The organism is Candidatus Cloacimonadota bacterium (assembly GCA_021734245.1).
In the GTDB taxonomy this organism is placed as follows: Bacteria; Cloacimonadota; Cloacimonadia; order Cloacimonadales; family TCS61; genus B137-G9.
Genome location: JAIPJH010000124.1, coordinates 1 through 6,610, shown reverse-complemented (window position 1 = coordinate 6,610; position 6,610 = coordinate 1). Strand labels below are relative to the sequence as shown.

Sequence of the window (6,610 nt, the reverse complement as noted above, 5' to 3'; positions counted from 1 at the left end):
AAAAACACTGTTCCACAGAATTCAAGTTTTCTATCATAATCTAATCTGATAAAATCTATAGGTTGAACTTTGCAGGGATCGATCTGGAAATAATCTAATCCAGCAGTAATTAGTAAAGAATAAACAAACTGCGAACAATACATAATATTTTCACGCATTTTGAAAGGTAAAAACAAGCCCAGAAAATTGTAGGAACTACCTTGCTCATTGATCTGTCTTACTTTATTTAAGACCTGTTTCTTCTGATCTTTGTTAGCATGAAGACGATAGATAATATAGCTTGCATCTTCTTTCTGATTGAAAAAATCAACTGTTTCCCAATTCATGCCTGGAGCTGCAATCCCATTTCCGCCGTTATAGCTAACCACAGTTTCCAGATTTTCATCAAAAGAAATAGAAGTGTGAGCGTATTCCTGCTTGGTAAAAGTGCTGATCAGGTTTGCTGCCGGACTTCCTGTGCTGGAAAGAATTATATAAAGAAAACCATTATCAAGTGTCGATTCTGCTTTCTCAAAGAAATTTTCATCCAAAGTATTTTTATTTTGATATACAAGATTATTATGCTGTGGAAGATTCCAGATCACTTTAGCAATATCACTTCCAGAAGAAACCAGGTTTACCTGATTACAGCCAGATAGAAATATTATTATTATACTGAAGATAACTATTCGCATTAGAATCTATTCCTTATCCATCAACAAATCCGAAATGAAGAGAAAGCATCAAATAGTCAAATGAAAAGTGAAATATTATAGTCTGCAAATTGGGATATTCAAAATATTATAATGCCAAGATTTTATATTGCTTCAATTGCTTATTCAATTTTTTTGCTCTAGGTAATACTTTTTCCAGTTCCTGCCAGAATTTTGGGCTGTGATTTTTGATTTTTGTGTGAACCAGTTCGTGCAAGATTACATAATCCTGAAGTTCCTGCGGAAGCTTGAATAGTCGAATATTCAGATTTAAGTTGTTTTTTGGGCTGCAGCTTCCCCAGCGGGTTTTCTGCTGTCGGAAAGTAACTCGATTAAATTCAAAATTATGTTTTTGAGCAAGATCGATCAAGCGGTTATAAAGGTGATCGCAGGCAGCTTTTTTATCGATCGGTTCATTTTCAATTTGAGACCTATTGATTTCTGTTTCATATTCAGCAATTTCGGTTTGTTTCTGTAAAATCCAATCCTGCTTTGACAAGACAAATTTTTGAGCTGTTTTCAAGGAAATTCCAAATGGTACTGAAACCCTGATTCCTTTGAAAGGCTTTAATGTGATGCGGATTCGTTTTGCTCTTTTCCTGGGAACGAAATCTACATTCCCGATTCCAGTAAAATTGATGATTTCGGTTTTTTTCATAAGAATTATTTAATATTATTGCCATATCCTTCGATACGTTCCATAAAATTGGAACTACTCAGGATGACAAAATAGATGAATTTATTTCCTGTCACGCCATTTCTCGATATTGGGTGCTTTATAATTTTCGAACTGGTTGAACAAACCTTCAATTCTGGTATCGCTCATCAGCATTTTTCGATGTGCTTCCCAGATGAAACGCTGTTTTACAGAATTATTCAGAAATTCCAAAAGTTGATCAAAAAATCCATTTATATTCAGCAGCCCACACGGTTTTTGATGATAACCGATCTGAGCCCAGGTAACAACTTCCAGAATTTCTTCAAAGGTTCCCATTCCGCCTGGAAGTGCCATAAAAGCATCTCCCATGTCGTACATCAAAGATTTGCGCTGGTGCATTCCTTCTACGATGTGAAGCTCTGCCAGATCGGGATGTTCTACTTTTCCATCAAAAATTCGCGGCATCACACCGATAACTTTTGCTCCATTTTGAATAGCACTTTCTGCCAGAACTCCCATCAAACCCAAATCCGATGCTCCGTATATCAATTCCAGATTTCGATAAGCAATTTCCTTTCCCAATTCTTTTGCGACTTCGCTGAATTCAGGATCTGCTCCCGGACTGGATCCGCAAAACACACATATTTTTTTCATATCATATTCTCCTATTTTGTGAATTAAATTTCTGGTCTTTTGCGTCAAACAAATTGTGAAAAAAAATAACTACTGGTACATTTGAATTGACAAGAAACAAACGCTGATTTGCATCTTCGTTGTTTCAGTAACTCGAACACTCTTGTCCGAGATTGAAACTCGTTCAGGAGTGAACGAGATACAGGTTGAGGAGAATAAGTGGACGTCATTTAGAAGTTGTTTTTGACAAAATTCGCAATTATATTGAGATTCTTCATCAGAGCAACCTATGTGAGATGCTTCAGAATGACGGAAAAAAATACGTCATCCTGACGTTACCTTTAGCTTTACTGTGGACTGTGTCCGGCGAAGCTTTGCGAAGACGGGAGGATCTCGTGAAATTCTTATAGCTTTGCATCTGGCAGCTAAGATAGATTCTTCCAACCTGTGTCGGCGAAGTGGCACGAAGCCGTAAGAACAACGTGAACACACCCCACGACTGAAGTCGCACCCCTCTCAAGAGGGGAATAACGTCAGAATGACGAAATAAACGGAGGATTTTTGACAGATTTCTGGAGTAAGGTGATCCCGATCATCATTGTTTTCTTTCTGGGTTTTGCACTCAAAAAGATCAGACTTTTCAGCAGCAGCACAGCAGATACGCTTCTGCGTATAAGTTTTTATGTTACATTGCCATCTCTTACTTTTCTATCTGGAGCTACAGCAGAATTAAACTTGAAATTCATTTTACTTCCGTTTGTGGCAATAGTAACGATGCTGTTGATCGGTTTGATCTCAGCACCGATCGCAAAATTATTCAAGATGCCGCCTGCAACGCATGGAGCATTTTATGTGGGAACACTCATCATGAATACCGGTTTCACTTTGCCCTTCGTCCTGGCTGCTTTTGGAAATCAGGGATTGGCAATATACACAATTTTCGATTTCGGCAACAGCCTGATGATCTTCACTTTTGCCTATTATTTTGCCATTAAATACGGAAACCAGAAAGGTTCCAAAATCCCGATAAAAAAGTTCCTGCTCTTACCACCGATCTGGGGTTTGATCCTGGGAGTTGTCTTTAATTTATTGAAAATTGAACTTTCAGCTACTCATGTAAATTTCTTTGAAATAGTTGGTCGACCTACCATTTTTTTAATCATCTTTTCGTTGGGATTGTATTTTCATCCTCATATTTTCAACCTGGGAAAAATGTTCACTGTTTTTGGTTTGCGAATCGGAGTGGGAATGTTTTTAGGCTGGGCTTTTGCAGCTGTTCTAGGATTTGAAGGGATCATTAAAACTCTGGTCATCGTTTTTTGTGGAGCACCGGTTGGTTACAACACGCTTATTTTTTCTTCGCTGGAAGGGTTAGATAAAGAATTTGCTGCCAGTCTGGTTTCGATCTCGCTGTTGTTGGGAATTATTTATGTGCCGTTGTTGCTGTTTTGGGTGTGATGTGGTTTGCAAAGAACAAATGCGAGCAATTAAAAAATTGTCATCCTGAGCGGAGTCGAAGGATAAAGCATTATATGAAGTATTGCCTTATGCTTCGATACATTCCGAAAGTCTTCGGAACACTCAGCATGACAGTTGAGAGGAGATTATGAAGGAAAAAAAAGGTGTCTTTATTTTTTTAATATTCTTATCAACTTTCTATTTAATTTACTGTCAGGAATATTGGGAAGTAATTTATGAAGATGAAGCATCAATTCGTTGTATAGAAAAGGATATTATCGGAAATTTGTATTTAGGTACTCAAGACTGTATGTATATTTCTTATGATAATGGATTTTCCTGGAATGAAACAGACTTTCAAGGATGTTGTATTTCCTTTCTATTTGATTTAGATACTCTTTTTGTAAGTAATGTCGATGGAATTTACGTATCTTTTGATAATGGAACTACGTGGCAACTTACTAATTTCCCGGCAACAGCAGGACCAATGATGAAAGATTCTTCTAATAATCTATTTGCTGCTAATTGGGGGCATATATACAAGTCAACTGATAATGGTAATTCCTGGAATATAGTTTTATCTACAAATTCAAATGAAATATTTAATGATTTTATTGAAACTTCCGGAGGATTGTTTGCAGCTTCTCAACATTATATGGGGGAAGGTGGTCTTTACCGTTCTTTGGATCAAGGTGACAACTGGGAATTAATTGGTTTAAACTATCACTTCCTGAGCTCGTTAGCAGTAAATTCCAATGGAGAACTTTTTGCTGGAAGCAGAGGACATTACACACAGGCTATCGGTGGTGTTTATCGATCTTCTGATAATGGTGAAACATGGGAAACATTAACAAACCAATTCTATGTAACAGATATTGTTATAGATTCACAAGATAGAATTTTTGTAGGCTGTAATGAATATACTGGTTTTGTATGGATGTCTGAAGATAATGGTGAAACTTGGAATCAATTAGAATCTCAAATAATGACCATAGCAGAAATCCAATATCTTACAATTACTGAAGATGATTACCTATATGCTATTAGCTATGGAGATTATCCTGTAAATAATGTATATAGAAGTCTGGAATCTACGAAATTAAATGAAAATACTATAAAAATCAATTCTTGCGAATTATCTAATTATCCTAACCCATTCAATCCAAGAACAGAAATCAGACTTCAGGTTTCAGATTTCAGACAAATAGAAAATGCTGAAATAGAAATTTATAATTTAAAGGGTCAGAAAATTAAAACTATTCCCATCAACTCATTAACCGATCAACTTATTAACTCGGTTGTCTGGAACGGTAGTAATCAGCACAATCAACCAGTCTCATCTGGAATTTATCTGTACAGACTTAATATTCCCAATTCACCAACTAAAAAAATGTTGTTGCTAAAGTGATTATTAAAAAAACTATCCGCGGTAAGTAAGGAAAACTAATTATGAAAATAAAATGCAATTATTCAAATCAAACCTTCGGAATGGTTGTCGTACTTTTATGGAAATCTCGACCTTCCGAATGGTTGTAAATAAAGAGGAAAACCAATGAATGTAAAATTTAAATATTCAAATCAAATTAAAGAAATAGATCTTCCCGAAGAATCAAATCTGCAGATCATCCAACCCAACGAAGTTCCCAAAAAAAATGAGAAGGAAGTGATTCAAAATTCTTTGAAAGATAAACTTTCCATTTTCCTGCAAAATGTGAAAAAACTGCTAATAATCGTAAATGATGGCACCCGCGCTACTCCAACAGTCAAAGTAATTGAGGAAATTTATCCTCAAATCGAAAAACTGGAAGTCACTTTTGTCGTGGCTCTGGGTTCTCATCGCAAGCCAACGGAGAAAGAATATCATAATATTTTTGGTAGATTCTACAAAATTTATAAAAATAATATCATATACCACGATGCTAAAAATGGTGATATGCTGGAATTAGGAACTACCTCACTAGGAAATAAAATCAAGGTAAATAAACTTGCTGTTGAGCATGATAAAATACTGATTGTAAGTTCGGTGGAACCGCATTATTTTGCTGGTTACACCGGCGGCAGGAAAAGCATTCTGCCGGGAATTTCCGTTTACGAAACCATCGAAAAAAATCATTCTTTTGCACTTTTACCGGAAGCAAAGATCATGCAGTTGGAAGGCAATCCGGTGCACGAAGATATGCTGGAAGCGGCAGCAATGCTGCCAACCGAAACCTGGGCCTGCCTGCTGGTGATCGATAAAGACAAAAATGTTTTTTCGGCAGAGTTTGACAGAATCAATGAAGCTTTCTATAAGATTATTCCAGCAGCAGATTCTATTTACAAAGTACCGATAAAACATCAGGCCGACATCGTGATTGCCATCGTAGAAATGCCATTGGATATCGATCTGTATCAATCGCAGAAAGCAATCGAAAATGCCCGGAATGCTATAAAAGAGGATGGCATTTTCATTTTAGTTTCGGCTTGCCGGCAGGGAATCGGGAATGATAATTTCTATAAACTGCTCAGTTCTTGCACCACGCCTAATGAAGTATTTTCCAAAATAGAAAAGGAATACAGACTTGGTTATCACAAAGCTGCCAAATTTGTAGATTTCATGCAGAAATACCAGCTCTGGATTGTTTCGGAAATTGACGATGAAAAACTGCAGAAAATATTCATTAAAACAAAACCTGATCTCCAAACTGCAATAAATGATGCAATCCGAATTAAAGGACGAGAAGCTGATATCCTGATAATCCGTGAAGCAGGAATAATAGTGCCGGGAGTTATCAAGACGCCTTGAAAAGGTTTCATTCAGAGGAATTCTTGCAATAGACCTTTTCAAGGTTAGTATTTAAATATTTTACCGCGGCAAATAAAATTATGAATATCATTCAAAAATTATTATAGTTTTCCTTTACAAATTTGCAGCCTACTCAGATTTTTCGCCATCCAATAGAAATGTATAATAATTAAAAAATAAATTAGGAGAGAAAATGAAGGTTTCAGATAAACTAAATGATTTGAAACAGAGGGTAGAAAAAACGAAGCAGATGGGCGGAGAAGCTCGCATCGAAAAACAGCATGCCAAGAAGAAATTAACAGCACGAGAACGGCTTGATCTACTGTTTGATGAAGGTACTTTCCGCGAAGTTGATATGTTCGTGAAACATCGTTCCACCAATTT

At 36.4% G+C, this 6,610-nt stretch carries 7 protein-coding genes; 4 read left to right on the top strand and 3 right to left on the bottom strand.

Features of this window, described 5'->3' with window-relative positions:
* The 3 genes from K9N40_12795 to K9N40_12785 form a co-directional block, all read right to left on the bottom strand.
* A partial coding sequence (locus K9N40_12795) for a hypothetical protein (GenBank protein ID MCF7815345.1) occupies positions 1–674 on the bottom strand: 674 nt, incomplete at its 3' end.
* A 106-nt stretch (positions 675–780) separates the two neighbouring features.
* Positions 781–1,350: a M48 family metallopeptidase gene (locus K9N40_12790; GenBank protein MCF7815344.1), complete on the bottom strand. Its 570-nt coding sequence runs from the start codon at positions 1,348–1,350 to the stop codon at positions 781–783.
* 81 nt (positions 1,351–1,431) lie between these two features.
* Positions 1,432–2,004: a TIGR00730 family Rossman fold protein gene (locus K9N40_12785; protein ID MCF7815343.1), complete on the bottom strand. Its 573-nt coding sequence runs from the start codon at positions 2,002–2,004 to the stop codon at positions 1,432–1,434.
* A gap of 540 nt (positions 2,005–2,544) precedes the next feature.
* On the opposite strand from K9N40_12785, the gene K9N40_12780 reads away from it, so the two are divergent.
* The 4 genes from K9N40_12780 to K9N40_12765 form a co-directional block, all read left to right on the top strand.
* The gene (locus tag K9N40_12780; GenBank protein ID MCF7815342.1) at positions 2,545–3,441 is read left to right on the top strand and encodes an AEC family transporter; all 897 of its coding nucleotides are present in this window, start codon (positions 2,545–2,547) and stop codon (positions 3,439–3,441) included.
* 148 nt (positions 3,442–3,589) lie between these two features.
* Complete coding sequence (locus K9N40_12775) at positions 3,590–4,849, top strand: T9SS type A sorting domain-containing protein (protein MCF7815341.1); 1,260 nt, start codon at positions 3,590–3,592, stop codon at positions 4,847–4,849.
* A gap of 144 nt (positions 4,850–4,993) precedes the next feature.
* The gene (gene larA / locus K9N40_12770) at positions 4,994–6,226 is read left to right on the top strand and encodes a nickel-dependent lactate racemase (GenBank protein ID MCF7815340.1); all 1,233 of its coding nucleotides are present in this window, start codon (positions 4,994–4,996) and stop codon (positions 6,224–6,226) included.
* Positions 6,227–6,419: 193 nt separating this feature from the next.
* Positions 6,420–6,610 (top strand): methylmalonyl-CoA carboxyltransferase (locus K9N40_12765; GenBank protein MCF7815339.1); only part of this gene is annotated, 191 nt, incomplete at its 3' end.

Excerpts from the sequence above, each read along its gene's own strand:
- K9N40_12775 (MCF7815341.1), top strand. The coding sequence starts at position 3,590 with ATGAAGGAAAAAAAAGGTGTCTTTATTTTTTTAATATTCTTATCAACT.
- K9N40_12785 (MCF7815343.1), bottom strand. The coding sequence starts at position 2,004 with ATGAAAAAAATATGTGTGTTTTGCGGATCCAGTCCGGGAGCAGATCCT.
- K9N40_12790 (MCF7815344.1), bottom strand. The coding sequence starts at position 1,350 with ATGAAAAAAACCGAAATCATCAATTTTACTGGAATCGGGAATGTAGAT.
- larA (MCF7815340.1), top strand. The coding sequence starts at position 4,994 with ATGAATGTAAAATTTAAATATTCAAATCAAATTAAAGAAATAGATCTT.